This window comes from Pseudomonas sp. FP603 (assembly GCF_030687415.1).
Lineage (GTDB): Bacteria > Pseudomonadota > Gammaproteobacteria > Pseudomonadales > Pseudomonadaceae > Aquipseudomonas > Aquipseudomonas wuhanensis.
In genome coordinates this window covers 4,719,200-4,743,641 of the sequence record NZ_CP117431.1, presented here as the reverse complement: position 1 = coordinate 4,743,641, position 24,442 = coordinate 4,719,200, and the positions used below count along the sequence as shown (strand labels likewise).

The following is a 24,442-nucleotide window of genomic DNA, read 5'->3' as shown; positions in this document are numbered from 1 at the left end:
ACGTCTGTGCAACGAGGAATATCCATGCAAGTTTCTGTTGAAAATACTTCTGCTCTTGAGCGCCGCATGAGCATCACCGTGCCGGCTGAGCGCATCGAGACTCAGGTCAACAAGCGTCTGCAGCAGACTGCCCAAAAGGCCAAGATCGCTGGCTTTCGTCCAGGCAAAGTGCCTATGAGTGAAATCAAGCGCCGTTTCGGTGCTGATGCACGTCAAGAAGCCGTGGGCGATGTGATCCAGTCTTCTTTCTACGAAGCTGTTGTTGAGCAGAAGCTGAACCCGGCTGGCGCTCCTTCGATCGAGCCTAAATCGATGGAAGCTGGCAAAGATCTGGAATACGTCGCAATTTTCGAAGTGTTCCCGGAGTTCACTGTTGCCGGTTTCGAAGGTATCACTGTCGAGCGCCTGAGCGCTGACGTGGCTGATGCCGATCTGGACAAGATGCTGGAAATCCTGCGCAAGCAGAACACCCGTTTCGAAGTTGCCGATCGCGCCGCTCAGAACGAAGACCAACTGAACATCGATTTCGTCGGCAAAGTCGACGGTGAAGTGTTCGCTGGCGGTTCCGCCAAAGGCACCCAACTGGTGCTGGGTTCCGGCCGCATGATCCCTGGTTTCGAAGACGGTCTGGTTGGCGCTAAAGCCGGCGAAGAGCGCGTTCTGAGCCTGACCTTCCCAGAGGACTATCAGAACCTCGACCTGGCAGGCAAAGCCGCTGAGTTCACCGTGACCGTGAACACCGTTTCCGAGCCTAAACTGCCAGAGCTGACCGAAGAATTCTTCGCTCAATTCGGCATCAAGGAAACCGGTCTGGAAGGCTTCCGCACCGAAGTTCGCAAGAACATGGAGCGCGAACTGCGTCAGGCGATCAAATCCAAGGTCAAGAATCAGGTTATGGACGGTCTGCTGGCCACCAACCCGATCGAAGTGCCAAAGGCTCTGCTGTCCAACGAAGTCGACCGTCTGCGCGTGCAGGCTGTTCAGCAGTTCGGCGGCAACATCAAGCCTGACCAACTGCCGGCCGAGCTGTTCGAAGAGCAAGCCAAGCGCCGCGTTGTGCTGGGTCTGATCGTGGCTGAAGTGGTCAAGCAATTCGACCTCAAGCCTGACGAAGCCCGCGTTCGCGAGATGATTCAGGAAATGGCTTCGGCTTACCAGGAGCCTGAGCAGGTTGTGTCTTGGTACTACAAGAACGACCAGCAACTGAACGAAGTCCGTTCGGTTGTGCTGGAAGAACAAGTTGTGGATACTGTTCTGCAGAAAGCTAGCGTGACCGACAAATCGGTCTCTTACGAAGAAGCGGTCAAGCCGGTAGAAGCTCCACAAGCCGACTGATTGTTTTTGCGGTAAGAAGTACACACCATAAGCCAGCCTTCGTGCTGGCTTATGCGTATTCAAGACATAACTATTTGGGAGTGACTGCAGAGCATGTTCCGTAATTCGTATATTCAGCAGAACTCTGATATCCAGGCCGCAGGCGGCCTGGTCCCGATGGTTGTCGAGCAGTCTGCTCGTGGCGAACGCGCCTATGACATCTACTCGCGCCTTCTCAAGGAGCGAGTGATCTTTCTGGTTGGTCCGGTAGAGGACTACATGGCCAACCTGATCTGTGCGCAACTGCTGTTCCTTGAAGCGGAAAACCCGGACAAGGACATCCATCTTTATATCAACTCGCCGGGCGGTTCGGTGACGGCGGGCATGTCGATCTACGACACCATGCAGTTCATCAAGCCAAACGTGTCGACCACCTGTATCGGTCAAGCGTGCAGCATGGGCGCGTTTCTTCTGACGGCGGGTGCGAAAGGCAAGCGTTACTGCCTGCCAAACTCGCGTGTGATGATTCACCAGCCACTGGGCGGTTTCCAGGGCCAGGCTTCGGATATCGAAATCCATGCCAAGGAAATCCTCTTCATTCGTGAGCGTCTCAACACGCTGATGGCCAAGCATAGCGGGCGCACTCTTGAAGAAATCGAGCGCGATACCAACCGCGATAATTTCATGAGTGCAGAAGCAGCGCGTGAATACGGGTTGATCGATGAAGTGATCAATCAGCGCCCCGCTTAAAATAAGCAGCTCAAAATAAGGTTGGTCGGCGGGTCCGATCACTAGCGGGCTTGAAAAAGCCCGCAATAGCCTTCATCTTGTGTTGCAAGCCTATCGGATTTGGATCGAACGAATGACTGACACCCGCAACGGCGAGGACAACGGCAAGCTGCTCTATTGCTCCTTCTGTGGCAAAAGCCAGCATGAAGTACGCAAATTGATTGCCGGCCCCTCGGTCTTTATTTGCGACGAGTGCGTCGACCTGTGCAATGACATCATCCGTGAGGAGGTGCAGGAAGCCCAGGCCGAAAGCAGCGCGCATAAATTGCCTTCGCCTAAAGAAATCAGCGGCATCCTTGATCAGTACGTGATTGGTCAGGAACGTGCGAAAAAGGTTCTGGCCGTAGCGGTGTACAACCACTACAAGCGTTTGAACCAGCGTGACAAAAAGAATGACGACGTCGAACTCGGCAAAAGCAACATCTTGCTGATCGGCCCGACAGGCTCGGGTAAAACCCTGCTTGCCGAAACACTGGCCCGCTTGCTGAACGTTCCGTTCACCATCGCCGACGCAACCACCCTCACCGAGGCGGGTTATGTGGGTGAAGATGTCGAGAACATCATTCAGAAGCTGCTGCAGAAGTGCGATTACGACGTAGAAAAAGCCCAGATGGGCATTGTCTACATCGATGAGATCGACAAGATCTCGCGCAAGTCTGACAACCCGTCGATCACCCGGGACGTTTCCGGTGAAGGCGTGCAGCAGGCCCTGCTCAAGTTGATCGAAGGTACGGTCGCTTCCGTTCCACCTCAAGGTGGTCGCAAGCATCCGCAGCAGGAATTCCTTCAGGTCGACACCCGTAACATCCTGTTCATCTGCGGCGGTGCGTTCTCCGGTCTGGAAAAGGTTATTCAAAACCGTTCCACCAAGGGAGGCATTGGTTTCAACGCGGAAGTGCGCAGCAAGGAAGAAGGCAAGAAAGTCGGTGAGTCCCTGCGTGAAGTCGAACCTGACGATCTGGTCAAGTTTGGTCTGATCCCGGAATTCGTCGGTCGTCTGCCGGTACTTGCCACGCTGGATGAGCTTGATGAGGCTGCGTTGATGCAGATTCTCACCGAGCCGAAAAATGCTCTGACCAAGCAGTATGCCAAGCTGTTCGAGATGGAAGGCGTGGATCTGGAGTTCCGGGCCGACGCGCTGAAATCGGTCGCCAAACGTGCCCTGGAACGTAAGACCGGTGCCCGTGGACTGCGCTCGATTCTCGAAGGTGTATTGCTCGACACTATGTATGAAATCCCCTCGCAGTCCGAGGTGAGTAAAGTAGTGATCGATGAAAGCGTTATAGAAGGCAAGTCCAAGCCACTGTATATCTACGAAAACAGTGAGCCGACTGCCAAGGCAGCGCCGGACGCCTAAGCGTCACACTGCTGAAATAAAGAAGGGGCCTTCGGGCCCCTTTGCTATTGTGGGGGGCTGGCTTGTCGGATCGCCGCACCGCTGCGAAGGCGGCATAACAGTCGGCCTGATTGGATGCATCCGGACCCATACAGGCGCTACCGTAAGGGGCGATCTTCAAAGTGGTTCTTTTATCCGCTTGTTTTTTTTGAAAACAGCCCCCATCTTGGTTTCAAGCTTACTTCCATCTGTTTACGGCCTTATGGCCGCCGTAGAGGCGAAATCATGAAGACAACCATCGAATTGCCTCTCCTGCCATTGCGTGATGTCGTGGTTTATCCGCACATGGTTATCCCGCTGTTCGTGGGGCGCGAGAAATCCATCGAAGCCCTCGAGGCAGCGATGACGGGCGACAAGCAGATCCTTCTGCTGGCTCAGCGAAATCCTGCTGACGACGATCCCGGTGAAGAAGCACTTTATCGCGTAGGTACCATCGCTACCGTTCTGCAGCTGCTCAAGCTGCCTGACGGTACAGTCAAGGTTCTTGTCGAAGGCGAGCAGCGGGGCGCCGTGGAGCGCTTCAGCGAAGTCGACGGCCACTGCCGTGCCGAAGTTTCGCTGATCGACGAAGTCGACGCGCCTGAGCGCGAGTCGGAAGTGTTTGTCCGCAGCCTGCTGGCTCAGTTCGAACAATATGTGCAGCTGGGCAAGAAAGTCCCCGCTGAAGTCCTGTCGTCGCTTAATAGCATCGACGAGCCAGGCCGCCTGGTCGACACCATGGCCGCGCACATGGCCCTGAAGATCGAGCAGAAGCAGGAAATCCTCGAAATCATCGATTTGTCGGCCCGGGTCGAGCACGTTCTGGCGTTGCTGGATGCCGAAATCGATCTGCTACAAGTCGAAAAACGCATTCGCGGCCGCGTTAAAAAGCAAATGGAGCGCAGCCAGCGCGAGTACTACCTGAATGAGCAGATGAAGGCCATTCAGAAAGAGCTGGGTGACAGCGACGAAGGCCACAACGAAATCGAAGAGCTGAAAAAGCGTATCGATGCCGCCGGTCTGCCGAAAGACGCACTGGCCAAGGCTCAAGCCGAACTGAACAAGCTCAAGCAAATGTCGCCAATGTCCGCGGAAGCGACGGTGGTGCGTTCTTACATCGACTGGCTGGTTCAAGTGCCGTGGAAGGCCCAGAGCAAGGTGCGTCTGGACCTCGCTCGTGCCGAAGACATTCTCGACGCCGACCACTATGGCCTGGAAGAAGTCAAAGAGCGGATCCTCGAATACCTCGCCGTGCAGAAGCGCGTGAAGAAAATTCGTGGTCCGGTGCTGTGCCTGGTCGGTCCTCCCGGGGTGGGTAAAACCTCTCTGGCGGAGTCGATTGCTCACGCCACCAACCGCAAATTCGTCCGCATGGCCCTCGGTGGTGTGCGCGATGAGGCGGAGATTCGTGGTCATCGTCGGACTTATATCGGTTCGATGCCAGGAAGATTGATTCAAAAGATGACAAAGGTGGGCGTTCGCAACCCGCTGTTCCTGCTCGATGAAATCGACAAAATGGGCAGCGACATGCGTGGCGATCCGGCGTCGGCGTTGCTGGAGGTGCTCGATCCCGAGCAGAACCACAACTTCAACGATCACTATCTGGAAGTCGATTACGACCTGTCCGATGTGATGTTCCTTTGCACCTCCAACTCCATGAACATTCCGCCGGCGCTGCTGGACCGGATGGAAGTGATTCGTCTGCCGGGTTACACCGAAGACGAGAAGATCAACATCGCCGTCAAATACCTTTCGCCGAAGCAGATTACGGCCAACGGTCTGAAGAAAGGCGAGCTGGAATTCGACGCCGAAGCGATCCGCGACATCATTCGCTACTACACCCGCGAAGCCGGTGTGCGTGGGCTGGAGCGCCAGATTGCCAAGGTTTGCCGCAAGGCGGTCAAAGAGCATGCGATGGAAAAACGCTTCTCGGTGAAGGTCACTGCCGACATGCTCGAGCACTTCCTGGGCGTGCGTAAATTCCGCTACGGTCTGGCTGAGTCGCAGGATCAGATTGGCCAGGTAACGGGCCTTGCGTGGACCCAGGTGGGTGGCGAATTGCTGACCATCGAAGCCGCGGTCGTACCGGGTAAAGGCCAGTTGATCAAGACGGGTTCTCTGGGTGACGTGATGGTCGAATCGATCACCGCAGCCCTGACCGTTGTCCGCAGCCGTGCGAAGAGCCTGGGGATTCCTCTGGACTTCCACGAGAAGCGCGACACGCATATCCATATGCCTGAAGGGGCAACGCCGAAAGATGGCCCTAGCGCTGGTGTAGGCATGTGCACGGCCCTGGTGTCAGCATTGACTGGCATTCCGGTGCGTGCAGATGTTGCCATGACCGGCGAAATCACCTTGCGTGGTCAGGTGCTGGCGATCGGTGGATTGAAGGAAAAACTGCTGGCTGCTCACCGTGGTGGAATCAAGACGGTGATCATTCCTGAAGAGAACGTACGCGATCTGAAGGAAATTCCTGACAATATCAAGCAAGATCTACAGATTAAACCAGTTAAATGGATTGACGAGGTCCTGCAAATTGCGCTGCAATACGCGCCGGAGCCCTTGCCGGATGTGGTTCCGGAGATCGTTGCAAAGGATGAAAAACGCGAGTCTGACTCTAAGGAAAGAATTAGCACGCATTAGTACGCATTTGCCTGGGGGGCTTGTTGACAGTTTTTTAGAGCCCTTGTTATAAAGCGGCTCTTAAGTGTCTGTAGGCCATTCAGCACTCGTTTTTTTGCTTTCACCAAAAAACTTAGAATCAAACTCAAATAGATATAAGGGGACTTAGAGTGAACAAGTCGGAACTGATTGATGCTATCGCTGCATCCGCTGATATCCCGAAAGCTGCTGCTGGCCGTGCGCTGGACGCTGTAATCGAATCCGTCACTGGCGCTCTCAAGGCTGGCGACTCTGTTGTTCTGGTTGGTTTCGGTACCTTCTCCGTGACCGATCGTCCAGCTCGCATCGGTCGTAACCCACAGACCGGTAAGACGCTGGAAATCGCCGCCGCCAAAAAACCAGGTTTCAAAGCTGGTAAAGCACTGAAAGAAGCTGTCAACTAAGTTCGATTCAGGTTTTTGCCTATCCGGGTCGGGGTCATTCCTGACTTGGCAGCGGAGCGGTAGTTCAGTCGGTTAGAATACCGGCCTGTCACGCCGGGGGTCGCGGGTTCGAGTCCCGTCCGCTCCGCCAGTTACGAGAAGGCGCATCCTCGGATGCGCCTTTCTTCTATCCGGATTCTACCCACGCTCCACGGTTGCCTAATTTTGAAGTTCAACCGTTTCTGGGGGACGCATGCTGCAGAATATCAGGGACAATTCACAAGGCTGGATTGCCAAGACCATTATCGGGATCATCGTTGTACTGATGGCTTTCACCGGTATCGAGGCCATTTTCCAGGCGACGACCAACAGCCAGGATGCGGCCAAGGTCAATGGTGAAGAAATCAGTCAAAACGAGCTGAACCAAGCGGTTGATATGCAACGCCGTCAGCTCATGCAACAGCTTGGCAAGGATTTCGATGCTTCCTTGCTCGACGAAAAAATGCTGCGCGAATCGGCCCTCAAAGGCCTGATCGATCGCAAACTGCTGCTGCAAGGCGCAGAAAAATCGAAATTCGCTTTCTCCGAAGCGGCTTTGGATCAGGTGATCCTGCAAACGCCTGAATTCCAGGTGGATGGCAAGTTCAACGCCGAGCGCTTCGATCAGGTGATCCGTCAACTCGGCTATAGCCGTCTGCAATTCCGCCAGATGCTGGCTCAGGAAATGCTGATCGGTCAGCTACGCGCTGGCTTGGCTGGCAGCGGCTTTGTCACCGATGCACAGGTTCTGGCCTTCGCCCGTCTGGAAAAACAGACCCGCGATTTCGCCACCTTGAACGTCAAGGCAGATCCTGCGGCGGTGAAACTGACTGACGACGAAGTCAAAGCCTACTACGACGAACACGCCAAGGAATTCATGACGCCGGATCAGGTGGTCATCGATTACCTCGAATTGAAGAAGGCGTCCTTCTTTGATCAGGTCAGCGTCAAGGACGAAGACCTGCAAGCGGCGTATCAGAAAGAAACCGCGAACCTGTCCGAGCAACGCCGGGCTGCGCATATTCTGATCGAAGTGAACGATAAGGTGACCGAGGCGCAAGCCAAGGCCAAAATCGAAGAAGTGCAGGCGCGTCTGACCAAAGGCGAGAAATTCGAGGCCCTGGCCAAGGAATTCTCCCAGGATCCGGGCTCGGCGAACAACGGCGGTGACCTTGGGTTTGCAGGTCCAGGCGTCTACGATCCAGCGTTTGAAAAAGCCCTGTATTCGTTGGCCAAGGATCAGGTTTCGGAGCCGGTTCGCACCGACTTCGGTTTTCACCTGATCAAGCTGCTGGGTGTTGAAGCCCCTGAAGTGCCGACGTTTGCCAGCCTGAAAGACAAGCTGACCCGCGAGCTGAAAACCCAGCAGGTCGAGCAGCGTTTCGTCGAGGCGACCAAGCAATTGGAAGACTCCTCGTTCGAGTCCTCTGATCTGGCCCAGCCGGCACAAGACCTGAAACTGACCGTCCACACGTCCGCGCCATTCGGCCGGGAAGGTGGCGAAGGTGTTGCGGCCAACCGTGCCGTGGTGGCCGCTGCGTTCAGTCCTGAAGTGCTGGAGGAGGGTGCCAACAGCACCGCCATCGAGCTGGACCCGGAAACCGTGATCGTGCTGCGCGCCAAGGAGCACCGCAAGCCTGAGCAACTGCCGCTGGAAAGCGTGGCTGCCAGCATCCGTGCGCAGCTGACCAAGGAGCATGCCAGTGCTGCCGCCAAGACCAAGGCTGATCAACTGATTGCCAGCCTGCGCGATGGCAAGACGGTACTGGACAAGGCGATCGATGGCCAGAACTGGAAAGTCACTGCAGCCGCGACTCGCGCTCAGGAAGGGATCGACCCAACCGTGCTGCAAGCGCTGTTCCGCATGCCCAAGCCAGTCTCCAAAGACAAGCCGACCTTCAGTAGCGTGACCCTGGCCGATGGTAGTCTGGTGATCGTGCGTCTGAACAGCGTGAACGAAGCCGCGGCGCCGACCGAAGAAGAGAAGGTTCAATACCGTCGCTTCCTCGCCTCGCGCATTGGTCAGCAAGACTTCGCGGCCTACCGCAAGCTGTTGGAAAGTGAGGCTGAGATCAAGCGTTTCTGATGCTTGACTGAGCTTTGCGCGACACAAGGACCCCGGCCGAAAGGCCGGGGTTTTTTATGGGTGAAACAAAAGCGGGATGTGCTACCCGTCGCCTGCTTATTTACCGCGCGACTTTTTCCTGTCAATGGCAGTCAGTAGACTTGTAACTGTTTCAAGACACTAAACGGTGCGACGCTAAGCATCGATCTGTTGCACAATACGCCCCGAACCGTTTTCCTCAGGATGTTCAATGTTTAGATCAATTCCCATGCGTGTTGTCGGGCTGGCCGTGGTGCTGGCCGCCGCTGCCGGTTGTTCCTCGAAGAAAGCCGCCATCTACGAGCATGAGAACTTCGACGACTCCGGAACGTTCTCGCGCAATTACCCGGTGACCGATAAGCAGTCCTGTGAGGCCGCCCGTCGGGCTTTGCTCAGCCAGGGTTACATCATCACCAGCGCCGATCCGAAGCTGGTCAGTGGTCACAAGAGCTTCCAGCAGACTGGCGAGACCCACATGGAGATCAGCTTCAGCGTGGTTTGTGCCGATGATGGCAGCGAAGGGCACCATGCGACTGTGTTCGCCAACGCCCTGCAGGACCGTTATGCGCTGAAGAAGACCAACAACTCCGCCAGCCTCGGTGTCGGTGTGTTGGGCTCGGTCTCGATGCCGATCGGCTCGTCCGACGACTCGATGGTCAAGGTCGCCAGTGAAACCGTATCCTCGGCCAAGTTCTACGAACGTTTCTTTGCCTTGGTCGAGTTGTTCCTGCCACCGGAAGCGAAGAAGGCCGCGCATATTACCGAGAAGCCGAAGACTGATCTGGGTGTGCCTGAAGTCAAGGCTGCGCCGGCTCAGTTGGCGCCGATCCCGGCGGCAGAACCTGCGCCTGCCCCAGCGCCGGCAGTTGAGCCTGCACCAGCCACTTCGGAGCCTGTCGCACCACCTGCTGACAGCGCGCCGATTACCCCGGCGCAGAGCAGCGAGCCGAGTTCGTCCACCGAAACAGTGGCTCCACCGGCGGATTCAAGCACTATGCCGGCACCGACCGAGCCAATTTCGGCCATGCCTGTCTCCGGCCAGTAATTGACCGATGTTATGGGATCGGGTCAAACGACTTCGATTCCGTAACACCTTCCAAGATTGATCCACATCAAGTCGAGCCGTATTCCTACAGCTCGTATCGAAAAAATCCTGTGATAAATTCCTGACCACCTGCTACGTTTTATTTAGTAGCGACGTAGTGTCGTACCAGCGTCATTTTTCTTTCATACGGGCACTTTATGCTCAGGGCGCTGGTCATTTATTCAGGCAATTTTTTCAACAAGCGATGGGGGTTTTAATAATGGACGATTATCAAGAAGAACTGCTCGAGTATCAGGCGTTTGAACTGGACCCGCTGGAACCGGCCGAAGACGCTACCGAGTTGTAAACCGGTTTACGACTGCTGCGCAGCCGAACGGGGGCAAGCCCCCTCGCCACAAAAGATCTCCTACGCGGATTGGCGATGACTGCGGCGAAACTCGCCAGGGGTCTGGCCGTTCCAGCGTTTGAAGGCCCGTTGAAAGGCTTCGGCTGAGGCAAACCCCAGCAGGTAGGCGATTTCCCCGAACGCCAGTTCGGTGTCGCGGATGTAGGTCATGGCGAGGTCGCGACGTGTGTCGTTGAGAATTGCACGAAATTGCGTGCCTTCCTCGGCGAGTTTGCGACGCAAGGTCCAGGTTGGCAGCTTCAGGCGTGCCGCCACTTCCTCCAGGTCGGGTTCCCGGCCACCATTGAGCAACGGCCCCAGTAACTGAGTGATACGTTCACGCAGGCTACGGGTGCGTGTCAGTTGCTCCAGTTCCCGCTCACACAGTTGCAACAGGTGCCGCCAAGTGCTCGGGCAGTGCTGCGGGTTGCGCTGGGAGAGGCTGTCCAGGCTCAGGCGCAGTTGATTCTGTTCGGCGCCAAACTGAATCGGACAATCCCCCAGTACGGCGTAGGCCTCGCGGTAATCCGGCGCCTGGAATTCGATCTCGATCCGTTCGGCGCGTAGCGGGGCAGGGCTTACGCTGGACAATTGCTGCAACCAGCCGGCGATGATCGAATCCACCACGAAGCGGTTGTAGGCGTTGTAGGGGCTGATGGAATAGAACCGCAACCAAGCGCCTTGGGCGTCTTCATGAAAGCTCGACTGGCCGCGATAGTTGGAGCCGTACAGCGCTTCGAAGCGAATCAGGCAGCGCGCCGCTTCGCGCACGGTGGGGGCTTGGGCGGCGGTGACGCCGGCCAGGCCGGCCTGGCTCAGGCGACTGAGCTGGCCCATACGCAAGCCCAGTGCCGGATCGTCGGTCAGTTGAATGGCGCTGTGACCCAGGCGCATGTAGCGCGGGATCGAGAGACGGGCGCCGGCCTCGGCCAATCGCGCGGCGTCGAGACCGTACTGTTCGAGCAACGGTTGTGGGTCCAGGCCATGGCTGCGCACGGCGTCGGCCAGGCTATGGACGAAGCCCACCGACAAATCCCCGAGGCGCATCGGTTGCGGTTTCATCGCTTACAGCCAGAGGTTCAGCAAACGTGCGCCCCGGGCATCGCCACCGGCAAAATGCTGCCCGTTGCTGCTGAGGAAGCTTTGACCGGCGCTGCCCTTGTCCCAGAACTGACCGCGCAGGAACACGCTCATGCCGGCGATGGCCTGGCTGCCGGACGGTTGGGCGATCAGCGTCAGCCGATGCCAGGCCTGACCTTCACTGAGTTCGCCAGCCTTGAGGCTCACAGAATTCGGTGTGGACTGGCCTTTATAACCGCGCCACGGTTGATCCCAGGACCCGCGCCCGACGACGAACGCCGGGACCGCCACCAGTTGCGCGCCTTGATCGTCGAGTTTGCGATAGTTGTCGGGGTACCAGCTGTCGCTGCCGATCAGCACGCCCAGGCGTCCGGCCGGTGTATCGACGACGTTGATCGTGTGTTCGGAATTGGCTTCGACGGTGTCGCGTCCAGCGAAAGTCGGGTGCATTTGCCGCTGCGGCTGGCCGATCGGCAAACCGTCGCGACCGAACACTACGCTGCTGTTGTACAGCGCACCGCGGCCAATCTTCAGGATGCCGTCGCTGACGCTCGGTTCGGGCAACACGATGGAACCCGCCACCAGCGTGATGCGGAATTCTTTCGCCAGGCCGCCGAACAGCGCCTGGTAATCCCTGGCCATTTTTTTGGCCTTCATCCGCAAGTGCGCGTCGTCGAGGCGGCTGCCGCCCTCGGCGCTGATCAGGGCGCGGATGAACTGCAACGGGTTGCTCACCGCCAGCCAGTTCATGGCCTCCTTGAGCGTAGTGGCCTGGTACAACTCGTCTTTTTCGCCGCTGATCATCAGCCAGGTACCGACGTGTTCGGGCAGTACGACGATGGTCTTTTCATTCAGCAGGCCTTGATCCTGAGCCTTCTGCAAGTAGGCCGCGAGCTTGCGGTGCAGGCGTTCGGGGCTTTGGTAGTCGGTGGGGAACAGCTCCGGCTGGATACCCAGCAGATTGCCGCGATCGGCGGGAGTGCCCTGATCGACCGCGAGACTGATGCGCAGGTCCGACAGGTAATGACCCACCGGACGGTTCGCGGCCCACATTGCGTAGGTCGTGAGGGCGGCGATCAACGCCATGGAGAGGGTCAGGTACAAAAGTTTGCGCATGGGGAAACAGTCAACGGCCGTGTGCAGGGTCATGGCATTGCACTTAAAATTGAATCAAGAGTACCGTAATACAAGGAGTTAGAGGAGACATTGCTTCAGGGGCGAGATTTTTTTTTCGTTAAAATTGGAGTTTTAGCCGCGTACGTCACTGAAGTAAGAACTTGGCTCTGTACAAAAAGTGCCTGTGCGAGGCTTATCCCTACTGGACGCAGAAGGCCGGGGCGTGCCATTTCGAAGTGTCGATCTCGAGCTCAAGCTCGCGGCGATGGCATCCGCGAGTACGAGCGGAGCTCTTATTACTGCTGTCGCTGGAAATCTGAGTATGACAGCTGGGTAGGCATGCTGGCCGGGCTCAACAGGTGGCCGGGGCACAAACTAGTGGCGTGGAACTCGGCCCTCATCTACGACATGATCTTTACCCAGCCAATGATCTGCGAGTTTCTCAACCTCACGATGCCGAGCGTCTTTATGATTAGTGATGCCGACATTAGCGCCATCGGCAGTGACATTGCATCACCTGAGATCAAGGCGAAGATCGGCGATTACCATGTCGTAGACAAGCAGCCAGCCAGCTGATCACGGGGCGAGTTTGATCGAGATTGCAGGCGAAGGTTATGCATTGCAGATAGAAGATCCCGCACGCTTTAACAAGGTGTTGGTTGGAGAGCTGAACCGTAGTTAAGACAATGGCTGGCGAAATAAAAGCAAAACCCCGGAGGTTGGCCCTTCCGGCGTTTATTTTCTCCCTGCTCGCTGCTGGGAAGAGGACATCACTAAGTGTTATCGGAGCAGTGCTTCTCAATCATGTCGATGCGCGAAACTTCACTAGAGCTGCAGGTCGGCGTCTCGACCAGGGCTGCGTTAGTGTTGTGCAAGGCGGGCCATAAACCACCATCGATGGTGATGTAGATGCAGTCAGGATTGCTGCCTTTGCCGTACGGGATTTCATTCAATGCAACTGAGATTTAGGCCTGCTGAGGGCTTGGCGTTGATATTCGTTAACATCTGCAAACAATGCCTCCGATTCCAGACGTAGCCTCTTCACTTCCTCTGCAGACTGCGTTTCTTGCGCATCGTGGTAGGGGCGAAAGTCTGCATCGCTAGCGCCATCAATAGCTCGCCTGCAGTGATCTTGTCGACCATGCTCTGGTCTTCGCTGCTTTCTCTATCCCTGCTCATGTAATCCCCCGGTTTTTCAGCGTAAGCGGCAGGCCAAGGCACCTAGTTGTCGTACTTCGTCAGGTCAAGTGTGTGAGCTTTCATAATCAATAGTTAACCCACTGCGTTAACTATTTAGCTTTCGTAAGATCCAAACATTTAACGGATCCCAGAATTGTAGCTTCGGTAAAGTCTGACAGGTCGTTCGCGTATGTAGTTAGCGATCGCATCATCTGCCTCTTGTCTTTCGAATACGGCTACGCCACTAATATTGTCTGGGTGGTCGGCGGCCAATGGCTGAAGTTTCCCAAGCTCCAGTAGTTCTGAAATGACGGTTGTCGATATGTGCTTCGTGGAAGAAAGCTGAGTCAGTGTGGTGTACTTCTTAAAGTGTCTGTCGATAATTTTGGCACCATCGACAGTAATGTAAGTGTTGTGCAACGGTACGCTTGGGACAAACCCTGTCTTGAGGAATTGCGTGTGAATCAAATGGGTGTCGCATCCAGTTGCTGCCTTAACTTCCTGAACAGAGACATATCCTGTACGCCAAGCAATTGCCTCCCGTAAGCTTTTGGTGGTGCAATATGGCCTGCCTGTGCTATGTCGTATTTGCTTCGGCGCTACAAATACAACCTTCAGTATTCCGAGGTTACGAAGGGCTTTTACGTCCTTGATATCAACGTTTAGTTGTCTCGCAGCCTCCCCAAAAGTCACGTGGTCGCCAAAATCTCCCGTTGCCTTGATGATTGAAGCCGCCTGCCTATCCAAAAGGCTGCGCAACTCTTCCGAAAGGTGCTTGCGCTGATATACCAACAAACCGTGGGCATAGAGTGTGGTACGTACAACAATGGGTACTAGGCCGTATAGCAATTTACGTAATTTGTTGTTTGTTAATCCGCTTCTTCTCGCAATTTCCTCTCTCAAAACGTACTTGTCATTAAAGGCTTTGATTGATTCTAATGAAGTAGCGAGCCCGATGGGGGTGTTGAACTTGAAGCCTTTCAGTAGCCCGGTACTAATAAGGCGTCGAATGGTTTGGGGTGTGGTCTGAAGGATCTCCGCGGCGTTCTGGTGGCTCATTAACTCAAATTCGAGTTGTGGTACGGGCGGCTCATCCATCGATTCCCACTGGATATGCGGGAATGTATATAAAGATCTGCAGAGGTCAGGGCATTGGTAGGCCCGTTGCCTCACGGTTGGATCCTGATGCGGAGAGCGAATGCAATGGTGATCACTGCGCATCAACGCGGCACGTTCCTGCGAGGTGAAAATGAAGTTGAGTTCGCGGGCGCTGAATCTCAACTCTCCGCAGCGGCAATCTGCGGCATGGCTGTAGGGTTTGGATTGGCAGGCATTGTAGAAGTACTCTTGAGCGAACCTGCTCAGCGTGGGGTCCGGACTCAAGAGAAAAGGCGCCAAAAGCGCCCGCCGGTGCAGGCTCGGGAGTTGTCCCTGCAACTTTTCCATTTCAAGAAAAAAAGTTGGCTTATTACCGGTCGCAATATTGACGCAGCTCGCGATCAGTTGTGAACAAGATTCGGGGGCGCGACCGAAACGCACAGCTTGAATACTCGCCAACAACAATTGGAAAAATCCCTGGTTTCTTTCATCCAAAGCGCGGCTGAGTAACTCGCTCGTGCGTTTGTTGGACAAATTCAGAGGAGCCTGCCGTAGGTCAAATGTGCAAGGACAGTGATAGTCGTGTAACCGAAGCCAGTCGATTGGTTCCCTGCATTGGGGGCAGTGCTCGAGATACTGTTCGCCGTGTACCGGACAAGTGTCAGAAAAGCGGAAGACATGCAGTCGGTCCAGGAACCCATCACGGACGCAACCGGGACACAGTGCCAAGCGGTCCCTCAGCACTGCCTGGGGAAAGGCGACGCCGGCAATTTCGACATGGGTGCTCATACCGTACAGAACGGGTTGGTGGAAGCTGTTGAGAAGGGCGGCCCTCTCATCTGGTTCGAGTAAAGAGTGACTGCTGAGCAAGTTGCAGACGGAGGAGTCTTTACGTTGGGGATTGATGAAATTGCGCAGATTAAGATGTGTCCAAGCAGAGAAAATGCGCAGCGTCTGAAATCCGTTGCCGGTTCCGCAGCGAAATAGCAGAGAAATGACGCTTTCCCGAGGTTTGGGTAGAGGGTAAAAGATGAGCTTGCTCATTGTGTTCTCTCCTGCCGCTTCACGGCGCCGGCGAGGCTTTTTTTTAAGGCGCTGGTGGACATCTCGAAGGGATTCAAGGTGGTCAGCTTCGACGTTTTCACCTGCTTGGCAGCGATGACGAAGTCCGAAAGCAACAATTGACCGTCAGCGCGCTGCAGTGAATTTGCCAACGCCGCACACAATGTGTTGGCCAAGGCTCTAAAATTCCCCTCCGTCAGCACGTAGAACGCAAGAACCATCTTGTCATCGGTCAATGCGGGTATATCGTTGAAGCCCATCGTGGTAGTGAGCTCAGTGGCATAGGCACGAAGCACGCGGCTGTACTCATTCCAGCCTTCCGGGGTAGACAATGAGAACGGTCGTAGGCGTGCACGGTAGGGAAAGCGATCCGATAAAGCAGTGCACTGGCTGATGATCACCTCACATTCGGGCTCTCCGACCAGCAGGACTGCATGCTTGAATACATCGGTCAGGATCTTTACGAAATCCGCTGCGTTCTTGATGGCAGTCTCCGTGCCGCTTCGGAACAGGTGCGGCCACTCATCAAGCACGAGAAGTTCGGTTTGGCAACTTTCCAGCACTTTAAAGAGCTGATATTCCAAGGCTTCTTGGGATTGCCGCGGGGGGAACTCACCGAATTCCCTCAACAACCGGGCCGTGAGGGCTTTGACCGTTGCGTCCCGAGGCACGCGGCAGTAAATGACCGGCTTTATTTCGTGGATACCGTCCTCTCGCTTGATGCTGCTGGCAACCGGGAACTCTGACATGAGGTGGCTACATAGGCGAGTTTTACCCGTGCCTGAAAGACCCAGTAATATTCCCCCACTGTCCGCTCCCAGGATGCGCGTGGCCTCGATCGAACGGTGGAGTGTGTCCAACGCCTCGTTGTACACCGAATGGATCACCGTGAAGCCCTTGAACCGCCTGAGCTTCATCTCATTAGTCGGAGTCATCATCGTCCCCTGATCTGAGTGAATAGGTCGAGAAGTCGCTGCTGTCTAATGATTCCGGCCCGCGCAGCACTGAGCTCTCTTCCTGCGGTATGCGTGAGGGATGGGCCTTGGAATGTTTGGCAGCGACTTTACCCTTGTGTGCATGTTTGCAGGCTTCGATGTAGTCGTTGAGCGCGTACAGTTTGATGCATGCAATGTCCCCGTCGAACCGACGCTTTTCTGCCTTGAGTTGCTCCACCACGAGTTCATGCTCGCTGAGGGACAGGCCATTCTGGTAGTCAGGCCGGGTTGCGATGGCCGGGTGCCAATCCTGCGGCGTATCTGGGTGCGCGACCCAAACGGTCCCCAGGTCACAGGGGTTGAAATAAACAAGGGCTTGCTGCTTGGGTGCGAGCCGTTGGCGAACTTCGGGCAGTCCAGGGCCGAACCAGGTCAAATGCGACGTCTTCACACGGCCGCCGTCGATCCTCAGCCGCCAGACGCTCAGGCATCGCTGGTTTAACTCCTCTTCGCTGTACCGCTCGGCCGGCGGGGCGAGGGCGCTAAGCTGCGCCTTTTTCTCCGCAGGGCTGGTGTGCAGTTCGTCTTGCCAAGTGGCATGGTAAATGTCCAGCCACTGGGCAAAGGCGTTGCGAAACTGCTCCAAGGTCAGGCAGGCGCGCAATTTCGATGGGTAGTCACCGCGCTCGCGTGGTGAGCTTTTGGTGGTGCCCGGGAGGGTGTGACAAAAGCCCGTGTTCACCGTGCCGAAAAAACGCTCCATCATGGCTTTGGCGTCGGGATCACCGACGGGCACGTAATCGGGGTCGATGCCCAACGACTCGAACGTAGTAATGGCCCAGGTGTTAAAAACTTCCGAACCACGATCCGTGCCGATTCCGGCCATTTTGCCGTTTTTGATGATGGCACGGATGGTGGCGCGCATCATCTTCTCCGCGCAGGGTGCTCCGAAGGCAATATCCCAGCCTGAACACTCCCGATCGGCGGGGACAAGATGCGCGGACAAAATGGGGCGACCGGCCGGGTCACCGGCGGAGTCCACCAGTATCACGTCCATCTCCTGGCTGTCGAACAGGGTGCAGGCATAGGGATCATCGTCAACGTACAGGTGGCCGCTGAACTTGTTCAGCCGTTTGGCGGCCTTGGCCCCTTCACGCTCTTGCGCGACATAGTAGCGGTCCATGCACAACACCCGGCGCCGGAACGTAGCGTATGACGGCATGTTGATGGGCGTCGCATCATAGTGATGGCGCTCTTGGTTTTCCTTGGCAATGTGCCCTCTCAGCAGTTTGTACGCATGCATAAGCGACGGCCGCTCACGCCGGAGGTACACCGTCTTGATGTAATGCCGAATGAGTTCCTCGGTGGTTTCGGCTATCCGTTTTCGGCGCGCGCGCAACGGTTTCCTAAGCAGCGCTAGCGGGTTATGGTTGCTGCGCAGGTAGCGTTGTTTCCACTGCCATAAGGTGGTGACGCCAGGTGGGTGGTCATCGCCAATTTTCGCCGCGACTTGGCGAATCATGGCCTTCGCTGCGATGCGCGGTAGTCTGCCACCCAGTTGCTGCAAGTTCGCCTGGACGTAGGCCAGGCGGTGCTGAAACTTGCTTCGCTGGGCACCGCTCAGGGACGCCAACTGCGCCGCCGGACTGGTGTCGATAGCCGCGCGTTGATGCAGTACCAACTGGCCGCGTTGTTCCAAGATGGCGAACAAGTTGTGATCGAGAAAGCGCCGGTACTTGTGAATCAACGAGCACATGGCGATGCATCCATCGTTAATGCTGATGATCTCGTAGACCTGGCCGTCGAGTTTGTATTGCGCGCCGACTTTAGGTTCGCTGATGTGCATGGCCGCCTCCCATAATGGGCGTGTTGATGGTCAAGCGTTGGTTCAGATCAAAACTCAGCTGCCGATCAAACAACGCCTTGTAGAACGCCCGTTCGCGTACCTCGGAGGGGTGGGCGAGCAGCTCCCGCAGGGTCACCGGGTAGGACAGGGTCGGTAACAGCCGCAGGCAGCCGCCATACTCATCGGCGCTCACGTTGAAGGAGTGGAAATACAAAAATTTCAGATTTCTCAAGCGCGACGGCGGGCGGATGCTGGCGAGGTCGGCCCGTGCCAGGTAGCTGTTGGTTTCGCTCAGCAGCTGCTGGGCGGCGCGCAGCTTAGCCTTCCACAGCGTGGACACTTGCGAGAAGTCGACTTTGACCTCGGTGTAGTAATGCTCCTCCAAGGTCTCCACCAGAAAGTCGGGATGGTAGCGATGCAACCGCCCATCAATACGCAACTCCAGCTCTCCGGGTTGGCTGCAATATCGGACGACCGCCGGGTCGTACTCCAGATGGATACAGTAGTCAGCCTCAAGCGTACTGTGGCACACGACTTGTCCATGGATTTTGCGAGAAGGGAAGAACAACAGGTGCTTGCCGAAGGCGGCATTGACGGCTGGCCTGTGCAGCGCTGTTTGGTGGTCCATCGCGTACCTCCATCGGGAGTGGCTGCCCTCGCGTCTCGTACAACCGCACACGGCAGGTCCCGGCTAATGGGGTGTTGCGTCCCGACGTCGCGGGCCATGGCGTGTTTCCATGACAGAAGACCTATCTAAGGCCTACTCATGCTCTCGGCGCGGTCTCCGATACCTAATTGCGGTGGATCAGCCTCCGATGCCCTTTGAAATATCGAGTCAAGGGCTAAGACGTTGGCCTGCGCAGGCGATAAGCCGCTTACCAGTCGCCAGTCGGTGATGGTTTCGTTAAGTACGTCCAAGACAGTCGATAAGCAAACGGGGGGCACATCGGTTCCCGTAAGGCCTACCGCTAGAAAGCGGGATTCGATGACAAGGATTTTGGAGGAGTCAGAGTGAAATTCCGAACGCATGATGACGATCTCCACACGGTGCCCCGTTGGCAAGCCTCTTTGACGTGATGCCTGTTGGTCTGCACCGAGAGCTCACGCGTGCAGTTCAATGACGTCGGCACCAGGAGGCTTGGATAAGCGGTGCTCTATAGGCCTGTTGTGCCAGCGGGGTCAGCCTTTCTGATGTGGCTGAAGTGACCTTCAACCATTCCTTCGAGTCTTAGAACTCATCGTTATACATTGCAGTAATGTAGTTATTAGCTAATAAGGTCAGTGGTAAGTCCGATATATATTGAGCTTTTTTTTCGAATGATTGGGTTTGGCTAGGAGGTCATAAACTATTCTTAAGATGGCTCTAGAATCGCACTTCGCGCGAACAAAAGTTTGCGCATGCTTGCAGCAAACGTCCGGGTGTGTGGGGTCTCGGGAGTTTTAGGCCACTAAATGAAGCGGGTCTTAACTCGTCCAGTGGAATGTCGGAGGGTGTGACATGAGCCATCCGTTTCGTCGTGAGATCCAGAAACTCAGGGCTTTAGTCTTTGGCTATACTCTTTTTTTCATTGCTGGATATGAGTTGAACCGCGACTTTGCCATGTGGTGTGATCGTTGGTGGCGAGCACGACACCCCCACTCATCGGCCCGGTCCAAACCCAACACCAAATGGTTTGATCTATTGGAAGGAGCCTGGCCGCGCGACCCATGGCGCCGTGAACTGAAGGAAGACTTTCCCGCATTGAGGGGCGTTGAGGACAATCCGCTATGGACAGTACTCGCCTGGGAGGACATCCCATCCGATGCGGCAGACCTGTTCATTCAACGCGTACATATGAATGGCGCGCCGCTACATCCTTTCACCGAAAAGGGGATGGAGGCGTTGTGCGGATGTCCTGATTGGACACGGCTGGCTTATCTGGTTGCGCTGCTGCGCACGCGCGATCTGCGATACCTAACCCACAGGTTATGGCTGCGCAAGAACTTTTCCTGTTATGTAAAACTCGTGTGTCTGACGACGCCGTGCTGTGCCTGTAGCTCTGAACTCTATAGACGGTTGCATGAGCTCTATCTTCTCGGCCAGCTTGGTGAAGTGGACCACTGGCCGATGAACCTGCAAGCCTTCAACAAAGCATTGAGACGACACGAACTGTTGTGGGGCAGTCTGGAAAGAAAAAACTGGTTACACGAATGGGACGCCTTTGGTGTGACGATGCTCTGGCATGTAATGGCAGATCTTCAGTTAATAGCCTCGCGATTTGACCAAGGCCAAAACGACTGTCCGCGAGGGCTGTTGCAGCGTGTGCGCACAACCCTCACAAAACACAGTGAGACGGTAATCAAGCTGATTGACTGACGCCGGTTTCAAATTCGACAGTATTGCGCTCATTGCCAACCGGTTAGGCGACGGCTGACTTGCCCGCCGTTTGACCGTTAGGTGGAAGGCATCATTTGACGCAGGAGCGTTTGTAAAGCCTCGATCTGACGCGCTTGCTCACGCAACTGCCGGCGATCCTCACGGTGCTGCAGTAAATACGGTCTAACGCGCCCACGTAAGACGGCATGCTCGGCGATCAGCAGCTGTAGTTGCCCATTCACTATATCAAAGGTGCGTTGACAATCTTCTAGGGCATGGATTTGTTGACGTAAGTTTGCCTGCTGCGCTCGGTATTCATTGAGCAACCGTTCCTGCTCACGGTACACAGTGACCAATTCTTCCTGTTTGGCCAGTTGCGCATTTTGCAGGGTTCGCAGTTCCTGGCGTAACTGCTGGACTTGCTCGTCATGTCGACGCAGTTCCTGCCCGCGCAGGGACCGTTGTTCTTGTCGATAGTGCTCGAGTCCCTCCCGAGCATTTTGAAGTTTTTCCTCTAGCGACTCTACCCGGTGGGCCCGTTCTTCGAGTAGCTGTTGCTGGCCTGTTACGAGCTGTCGCAACCGTTGGTGTTCACCCTCACTGTCTTGTAACTGCTCGCGTAATTGTCGTTCGCATTGACGTTGCTCCTCCCGTTCGTGGGTCAGCTGGGTGATAGTGGTTAGTGATTGTTCTAGTCGTTCGCGTAGCTGCGCGCGTTCTTGCGCATACCCGGCCTGCTGGCGACCGACTGCCTCCCGCTCTTCGGCCACAGACGTCTGCGCTTGTTGAATCAGGCGCTCGGCTAGACTGTTAACCAATGACAGGACTTCCTCAGTCACCGGCGGCGACGTGGCGGCGCTGGCGCTATCGTTAAGTTCCTTTAGATAACGTTGGATGGTGCTTTTCGATCCAGTGTTGCCCAGTTCGACGCGTACCAGGTCAATGCTGGGATTTAGCCCACGCGCTAACAGGGCATCACGTGCGGCGTGTACCAGGGCTTTGTTGATACCACCACGGGCCATGTCAGGAGCTCCTGTAGGATTCCCGGTAGTGATGAAGTATGGCGCATACCGGATGACTTGTTTGAGCTCCAAGGGTGATGGGCACCGTTCACTGCAGACCTAGGAACGGCTGGGGCAGGGAGGAGGACAGATGTATGACCACAGTCGCAGAGCGTTACCTGCAAGCGGCGCGCCGCGAAAGTACCACCCGGCGCTACCAGCAGGCTTTGGCGCATTACGAGTCCGGCTGGGGCGGTTTTCTCCCAGCCTCCAGTGACAGCATCGTGCGCTACCTTGCTGAGCATGCTGAGCTGTCGATCAGCACCTTGCGTGGCCACCTCGCGGCCCTGGCGCGTTGGCATCAACTCCACGGATTTGTTGACCCGACCAAAGCCCCGCAGGTGCGTGACGTATTGCGTGGAATCCAAGCCTTGCACCCGCGCGAAGTCCGCCAAGCCAAGCCCTTGCAACTGCGCGAATTGGAACAGTGCGTGGCGGCCTTGGACCAGGAGGGGATGTCGCCCGATCTGCCGGTGCGCCTGCGCGCCGTCCGCGATCGGGCTTTGTTGTTGCTGGGCTTTTGGCGGGCCTTTCGCAGCGACGATCTGTGTCGCCTGCGAATTGAGACCAATCAGTTGGTGGTGGGCGAAGGGCTGAGCCTGTTTCTGTCCAGCAGCAAATCCGACCGGGATTTTCAGGGCCGAACCGTCAGCGTGCCGGCCTTAAAACGCCTATGTCCGGTCCAGGCGTACGAGGATTGGCTGATGCTCAGTCAATTGCAGGCGGGGCCGGTGTTCTGTGGCATTGACCGTTGGGGCCATCTCTCCACTGAGGCTCTACACCCTTACAGTGTGGCGCGGGTGTTGCGCCGGGCCCTGACGCGCGCCGGCGTCGCCGGCGAACGCTACAGCGGTCATTCGCTGCGCCGCGGCTTTGCGACTTGGGCCAGCCGCAATCATTGGAGCCCGAAAGCCTTGATGGAGTACGTAGGCTGGCGCGACGTGCACACGGCCATGCGCTATGTAGAGGCCGATGCGCCCTTCGGCGACTGGCGGCGTCGCGCAGAAGAGTCAAAATGACTGCGTAGAGAGGATTTCGTACTGAGCTACGCCCTACGTTATTACAGCTGTACAACAAAGCCAATTCACCCTTGAAGTGAGCGATTTAACAGGTGTGAGAAACCAAGATTCTCAAACCTCAGCACGGTTTTTTCTCCGCGGGCCTTGATGGACGGTACGCCGAGGCGGAGAGGGGGGATTCACGAAAAGCACGGACCGATCCCAGAGATAGACTCAGTGTGCAGTCTTGGTAGGTGTAGGCTGTAGGTGATTTACCGGGCACAAAACTTCGTCGGAAGTCATCAAGCATAGAGCGGCTGGACCGTGCACCGCGCGTGCAAGGAGGAGAGCATGACGATGCCGAACGAGCGCCCCGCGCACTGATTCAGACTCGAGACTTTCTGATGGGGCTTGCAGAAAAATTCTGCGCTTTCAGATTCGATTCCACGTCAGGCTTAGAGAGGCGTTAGCTCATATTCCATTTGATGGGAAAGCATTTGGAGGAAGTGTTGATGGGTACTTCAACTGCGGCTCGACGTCCGGTAAAAAAGAAAAATGTCTCTCGAGAGGTGGCGATCGCTGCCTTTTGGCGATTCAGTTCCCATCGAGAGTCGCTGACGGATTACGAGAGGCTGCACCAAATAAGAGTAGGGTTTCCCGCTGACCTCATCCAGGTTGTTCGTTTGGCCTTCGACCTTCAAGACCGCCACTTGGAAACGCTGCTCAATGCATCAATTTCGACCCTTGAAAGACGACGGCGAGAGCAAAAGAGCCTTGATCCTGTCGCCTCCGAGCGTTTGGACAGAATTGCTACGCTCAGTCGCTTGGCCGAGGCGATATTTGAGACACAAGTGACAGCCACACAGTGGATGTCGGCGCCGAATAAAGCGCTCGGTGGGACCGCACCGATCATGCTCTGCGAAACAGAGCTAGGAGCTAAACAAGTTCGTCGTATTCTTCAGGCCCTTGAGTGGGGTGGTGCAACCTGATGGAAGGCGTTGGCAATCAGCTAGGGCGAAATGTGCGACCGGTCTTCGGGGATTCATCCTGGGGAATCCGACGGGTCGGTATTGCCATGGTCGACCAACCACTGCAAGTCGAGTGTTGGGAGAAAAACGAAAGTTTCATCGAGACCCGCTTCCGCGGTGTCAGCTAAATGACTGAGCAGGTACTGATTTTCGGCTTTTCCTTTAGGGGGACGCGGGAGCGTGTTTGCCTAACGGTTTCGATTATAGGTGCGACTCGTTGCACCGCACGTGAGGGCTGTATGACGCTACGCTCTAGAACACCATTCACAAGGTGCCTCAGTTATGTTTACAACCTTCAGCTGTAGACAAGCTCGCCGGCGACTCCGACGCCTTTTTGCGCTGGTCGCCCAGGGTCACAGTTTCGTCATAACCAAGAACGGGCGAGCAATTTGTAGGTTGGAGGGCACCGAAGCGATTCAGGTTGATCATGGCACCTCCTGCAAGGCCTCATTGTGATGCCTACTAGACGTGTCTACGCAACTTGGGAGTAAGCGCCCGTCCAGCTCACCTTGCATAGTTTAAGGTGAGTTCCCACTTGCGCCGTAAGCCCAACCTTCCCTAGCCAATCTAGAGGTGTTTAACGTATTC

At 56.0% G+C, this 24,442-nt stretch carries 19 protein-coding genes, 1 tRNA gene and 1 pseudogene; 12 read left to right on the top strand and 9 right to left on the bottom strand.

Annotated elements, in window-relative coordinates:
• The first annotated feature begins 24 nt into the window (after positions 1-24).
• From tig to PSH65_RS21910, 8 genes are all read left to right on the top strand, one after another.
• Positions 25-1,335: a trigger factor gene (gene tig, locus PSH65_RS21945; RefSeq protein WP_305422314.1), complete on the top strand. Its 1,311-nt coding sequence runs from the start codon at positions 25-27 to the stop codon at positions 1,333-1,335.
• A gap of 93 nt (positions 1,336-1,428) precedes the next feature.
• Positions 1,429-2,064 carry an ATP-dependent Clp endopeptidase proteolytic subunit ClpP gene (gene clpP, locus PSH65_RS21940; protein WP_008062468.1) on the top strand — a complete coding sequence of 212 codons (636 nt, stop codon included), beginning with the start codon at positions 1,429-1,431 and terminating at the stop codon, positions 2,062-2,064.
• Between the two features lie 112 nt (positions 2,065-2,176).
• Positions 2,177-3,460 carry an ATP-dependent Clp protease ATP-binding subunit ClpX gene (clpX, locus tag PSH65_RS21935; protein ID WP_007901798.1) on the top strand — a complete coding sequence of 428 codons (1,284 nt, stop codon included), beginning with the start codon at positions 2,177-2,179 and terminating at the stop codon, positions 3,458-3,460.
• A 264-nt stretch (positions 3,461-3,724) separates the two neighbouring features.
• On the top strand, positions 3,725-6,121 hold the full coding sequence (lon, locus tag PSH65_RS21930) for an endopeptidase La (RefSeq protein WP_007901802.1): 2,397 nt from the start codon (positions 3,725-3,727) through the stop codon (positions 6,119-6,121).
• 149 nt (positions 6,122-6,270) lie between these two features.
• The gene (locus PSH65_RS21925; protein ID WP_002552737.1) at positions 6,271-6,543 is read left to right on the top strand and encodes an HU family DNA-binding protein; all 273 of its coding nucleotides are present in this window, start codon (positions 6,271-6,273) and stop codon (positions 6,541-6,543) included.
• Positions 6,544-6,596: 53 nt separating this feature from the next.
• Positions 6,597-6,673, top strand: a tRNA-Asp gene (locus PSH65_RS21920).
• A gap of 102 nt (positions 6,674-6,775) precedes the next feature.
• Positions 6,776-8,647, top strand: coding sequence for a SurA N-terminal domain-containing protein (locus tag PSH65_RS21915; RefSeq protein ID WP_305422313.1), 1,872 nt, complete (start codon positions 6,776-6,778; stop codon positions 8,645-8,647).
• 229 nt (positions 8,648-8,876) lie between these two features.
• Positions 8,877-9,710: a DUF2242 domain-containing protein gene (locus PSH65_RS21910; RefSeq protein ID WP_305422312.1), complete on the top strand. Its 834-nt coding sequence runs from the start codon at positions 8,877-8,879 to the stop codon at positions 9,708-9,710.
• Between the two features lie 406 nt (positions 9,711-10,116).
• Here the strand turns inward: PSH65_RS21910 and PSH65_RS21905 are convergent, their stop codons facing one another.
• Together PSH65_RS21905 and PSH65_RS21900 are read right to left on the bottom strand one after the other, a co-directional pair.
• Entirely contained in the window at positions 10,117-11,157 is a 1,041-nt protein-coding gene (locus PSH65_RS21905) for an AraC family transcriptional regulator (protein ID WP_305422311.1), read from the bottom strand.
• A 3-nt stretch (positions 11,158-11,160) separates the two neighbouring features.
• On the bottom strand, positions 11,161-12,291 hold the full coding sequence (locus PSH65_RS21900; RefSeq protein WP_305422310.1) for a carbon-nitrogen hydrolase family protein: 1,131 nt from the start codon (positions 12,289-12,291) through the stop codon (positions 11,161-11,163).
• A gap of 178 nt (positions 12,292-12,469) precedes the next feature.
• Here PSH65_RS21900 and PSH65_RS21895 point away from each other — a divergent pair.
• Positions 12,470-12,973: pseudogene (locus PSH65_RS21895) on the top strand (alpha/beta hydrolase); the annotation flags it as partial.
• A 359-nt stretch (positions 12,974-13,332) separates the two neighbouring features.
• On the opposite strand, the gene PSH65_RS21890 reads toward PSH65_RS21895, so the two are convergent.
• The 5 genes from PSH65_RS21890 to PSH65_RS21870 all read right to left on the bottom strand — a co-directional run bounded on the left by PSH65_RS21890 (position 13,333) and on the right by PSH65_RS21870 (position 19,039).
• Positions 13,333-13,470, bottom strand: coding sequence for a hypothetical protein (locus PSH65_RS21890; protein WP_305422309.1), 138 nt, complete (start codon positions 13,468-13,470; stop codon positions 13,333-13,335).
• Positions 13,471-13,608: 138 nt separating this feature from the next.
• Positions 13,609-15,612 carry a hypothetical protein gene (locus PSH65_RS21885; RefSeq protein ID WP_305422308.1) on the bottom strand — a complete coding sequence of 668 codons (2,004 nt, stop codon included), beginning with the start codon at positions 15,610-15,612 and terminating at the stop codon, positions 13,609-13,611.
• Positions 15,609-16,565, bottom strand: a complete 957-nt coding sequence (locus PSH65_RS21880; RefSeq protein WP_305422307.1) for a TniB family NTP-binding protein — start codon at positions 16,563-16,565, stop codon at positions 15,609-15,611. Before PSH65_RS21880 ends, PSH65_RS21885 begins: the two co-directional genes overlap by 4 nt.
• Positions 16,552-18,411, bottom strand: coding sequence for a DNA-binding domain-containing protein (locus PSH65_RS21875; protein ID WP_305422305.1), 1,860 nt, complete (start codon positions 18,409-18,411; stop codon positions 16,552-16,554). The genes PSH65_RS21880 and PSH65_RS21875 overlap by 14 nt, the downstream gene beginning before the upstream one ends.
• Positions 18,392-19,039 carry a hypothetical protein gene (locus PSH65_RS21870; RefSeq protein WP_305422303.1) on the bottom strand — a complete coding sequence of 216 codons (648 nt, stop codon included), beginning with the start codon at positions 19,037-19,039 and terminating at the stop codon, positions 18,392-18,394. Before PSH65_RS21870 ends, PSH65_RS21875 begins: the two co-directional genes overlap by 20 nt.
• A gap of 870 nt (positions 19,040-19,909) precedes the next feature.
• Here PSH65_RS21870 and PSH65_RS21865 point away from each other — a divergent pair.
• Positions 19,910-20,767 carry a hypothetical protein gene (locus tag PSH65_RS21865; RefSeq protein ID WP_305422301.1) on the top strand — a complete coding sequence of 286 codons (858 nt, stop codon included), beginning with the start codon at positions 19,910-19,912 and terminating at the stop codon, positions 20,765-20,767.
• Positions 20,768-20,844: 77 nt separating this feature from the next.
• On the opposite strand, the gene PSH65_RS21860 is transcribed toward PSH65_RS21865, so the two are convergent.
• A complete protein-coding gene (locus tag PSH65_RS21860; protein ID WP_305422299.1) occupies positions 20,845-21,789 on the bottom strand; it encodes a DNA-binding protein in 945 nt (314 codons plus the stop codon).
• 134 nt (positions 21,790-21,923) lie between these two features.
• On the opposite strand from PSH65_RS21860, the gene PSH65_RS21855 reads away from it, so the two are divergent.
• Entirely contained in the window at positions 21,924-22,847 is a 924-nt protein-coding gene (locus PSH65_RS21855; protein ID WP_305422297.1) for a site-specific integrase, read from the top strand.
• Between the two features lie 491 nt (positions 22,848-23,338).
• A complete protein-coding gene (locus PSH65_RS21850) occupies positions 23,339-23,815 on the top strand; it encodes an antitoxin Xre/MbcA/ParS toxin-binding domain-containing protein (RefSeq protein ID WP_305422295.1) in 477 nt (158 codons plus the stop codon).
• A gap of 315 nt (positions 23,816-24,130) precedes the next feature.
• Here the strand turns inward: PSH65_RS21850 and PSH65_RS21845 are convergent, their stop codons facing one another.
• Positions 24,131-24,283 (bottom strand): hypothetical protein, encoded by a 153-nt coding sequence (locus PSH65_RS21845; RefSeq protein WP_305422294.1) that lies wholly within the window; start codon positions 24,281-24,283, stop codon positions 24,131-24,133.
• Positions 24,284-24,442: the final 159 nt, after the last annotated feature.

What these genes read in the sequence shown, in the direction of transcription:
- tig (WP_305422314.1), top strand. Translation starts at nt 25, where the DNA reads ATGCAAGTTTCTGTTGAAAATACTTCTGCTCTTGAGCGCCGCATGAGC.
- clpP (WP_008062468.1), top strand. Translation starts at nt 1,429, where the DNA reads ATGTTCCGTAATTCGTATATTCAGCAGAACTCTGATATCCAGGCCGCA.
- clpX (WP_007901798.1), top strand. Translation starts at nt 2,177, where the DNA reads ATGACTGACACCCGCAACGGCGAGGACAACGGCAAGCTGCTCTATTGC.
- lon (WP_007901802.1), top strand. Translation starts at nt 3,725, where the DNA reads ATGAAGACAACCATCGAATTGCCTCTCCTGCCATTGCGTGATGTCGTG.
- PSH65_RS21915 (WP_305422313.1), top strand. Translation starts at nt 6,776, where the DNA reads ATGCTGCAGAATATCAGGGACAATTCACAAGGCTGGATTGCCAAGACC.
- PSH65_RS21910 (WP_305422312.1), top strand. Translation starts at nt 8,877, where the DNA reads ATGTTTAGATCAATTCCCATGCGTGTTGTCGGGCTGGCCGTGGTGCTG.
- PSH65_RS21905 (WP_305422311.1), bottom strand. Translation starts at nt 11,157, where the DNA reads ATGAAACCGCAACCGATGCGCCTCGGGGATTTGTCGGTGGGCTTCGTC.
- PSH65_RS21900 (WP_305422310.1), bottom strand. Translation starts at nt 12,291, where the DNA reads ATGCGCAAACTTTTGTACCTGACCCTCTCCATGGCGTTGATCGCCGCC.
- PSH65_RS21890 (WP_305422309.1), bottom strand. Translation starts at nt 13,470, where the DNA reads ATGAGCAGGGATAGAGAAAGCAGCGAAGACCAGAGCATGGTCGACAAG.
- PSH65_RS21885 (WP_305422308.1), bottom strand. Translation starts at nt 15,612, where the DNA reads ATGAGCAAGCTCATCTTTTACCCTCTACCCAAACCTCGGGAAAGCGTC.
- PSH65_RS21880 (WP_305422307.1), bottom strand. Translation starts at nt 16,565, where the DNA reads ATGACTCCGACTAATGAGATGAAGCTCAGGCGGTTCAAGGGCTTCACG.
- PSH65_RS21875 (WP_305422305.1), bottom strand. Translation starts at nt 18,411, where the DNA reads ATGCACATCAGCGAACCTAAAGTCGGCGCGCAATACAAACTCGACGGC.
- PSH65_RS21870 (WP_305422303.1), bottom strand. Translation starts at nt 19,039, where the DNA reads ATGGACCACCAAACAGCGCTGCACAGGCCAGCCGTCAATGCCGCCTTC.
- PSH65_RS21865 (WP_305422301.1), top strand. Translation starts at nt 19,910, where the DNA reads ATGAGCCATCCGTTTCGTCGTGAGATCCAGAAACTCAGGGCTTTAGTC.
- PSH65_RS21860 (WP_305422299.1), bottom strand. Translation starts at nt 21,789, where the DNA reads ATGGCCCGTGGTGGTATCAACAAAGCCCTGGTACACGCCGCACGTGAT.
- PSH65_RS21855 (WP_305422297.1), top strand. Translation starts at nt 21,924, where the DNA reads ATGACCACAGTCGCAGAGCGTTACCTGCAAGCGGCGCGCCGCGAAAGT.
- PSH65_RS21850 (WP_305422295.1), top strand. Translation starts at nt 23,339, where the DNA reads ATGGGTACTTCAACTGCGGCTCGACGTCCGGTAAAAAAGAAAAATGTC.
- PSH65_RS21845 (WP_305422294.1), bottom strand. Translation starts at nt 24,283, where the DNA reads ATGATCAACCTGAATCGCTTCGGTGCCCTCCAACCTACAAATTGCTCG.